Annotated in this window: 1 protein-coding gene; it reads left to right on the top strand. The window is 35.9% G+C overall.

The annotated features are described in order from the left end of the window. Positions 1-257: 257 nt before the first annotated feature. A partial coding sequence (locus J7R05_RS07990) for an accessory factor UbiK family protein (protein WP_208541846.1) occupies positions 258-462 on the top strand: 205 nt, incomplete at its 3' end.

Raw genomic sequence — 462 nt, 5'->3', positions numbered from 1 at the left:
AAAATTAATGGCAGGACAAAAAAGAAAGTCGTTCATTAGGAAGCGCTTTACATTTATGAAGCTATAAATTGTTTAAGCATGACAGATGAATACACAATGGTCAAGGTAAGAAGAGAAATAGATTGCTATTGTTTAGAGGTGTGAGAGGAGGATAGAAAAATTACGGTGGATTTTGTAAAAGAAACAAATACAATGTCTGTGTATTAAAAATGCACGTATAATGCATACGTAGTTGATTAAAATTAAGGAAAAATTTCATGCATGATGGGTCCAACCGTATTCTTGACGAATTAGCAAAATTAATGACAGATGCAGCTGGTGTTGCGCAAGGTGTACGGCATGAAGCTGAAACAGTTTTTCGTTCGCAAGCTGAGAAGTTAGTCAATAAGCTTAATCTTGTTTCACGTGAGGAATTTGAAGTGGTTAAGGAAATGGTACTTAAAACGCGTGCGGAAAGCGCTA

Source organism: Bartonella capreoli (genome assembly GCF_902813205.1).
GTDB lineage: Bacteria > Pseudomonadota > Alphaproteobacteria > Rhizobiales > Rhizobiaceae > Bartonella > Bartonella schoenbuchensis.
The sequence above is the reverse complement of the archived record's forward strand: the minus strand, read 5'-3'. Positions and strand labels throughout refer to the sequence as shown.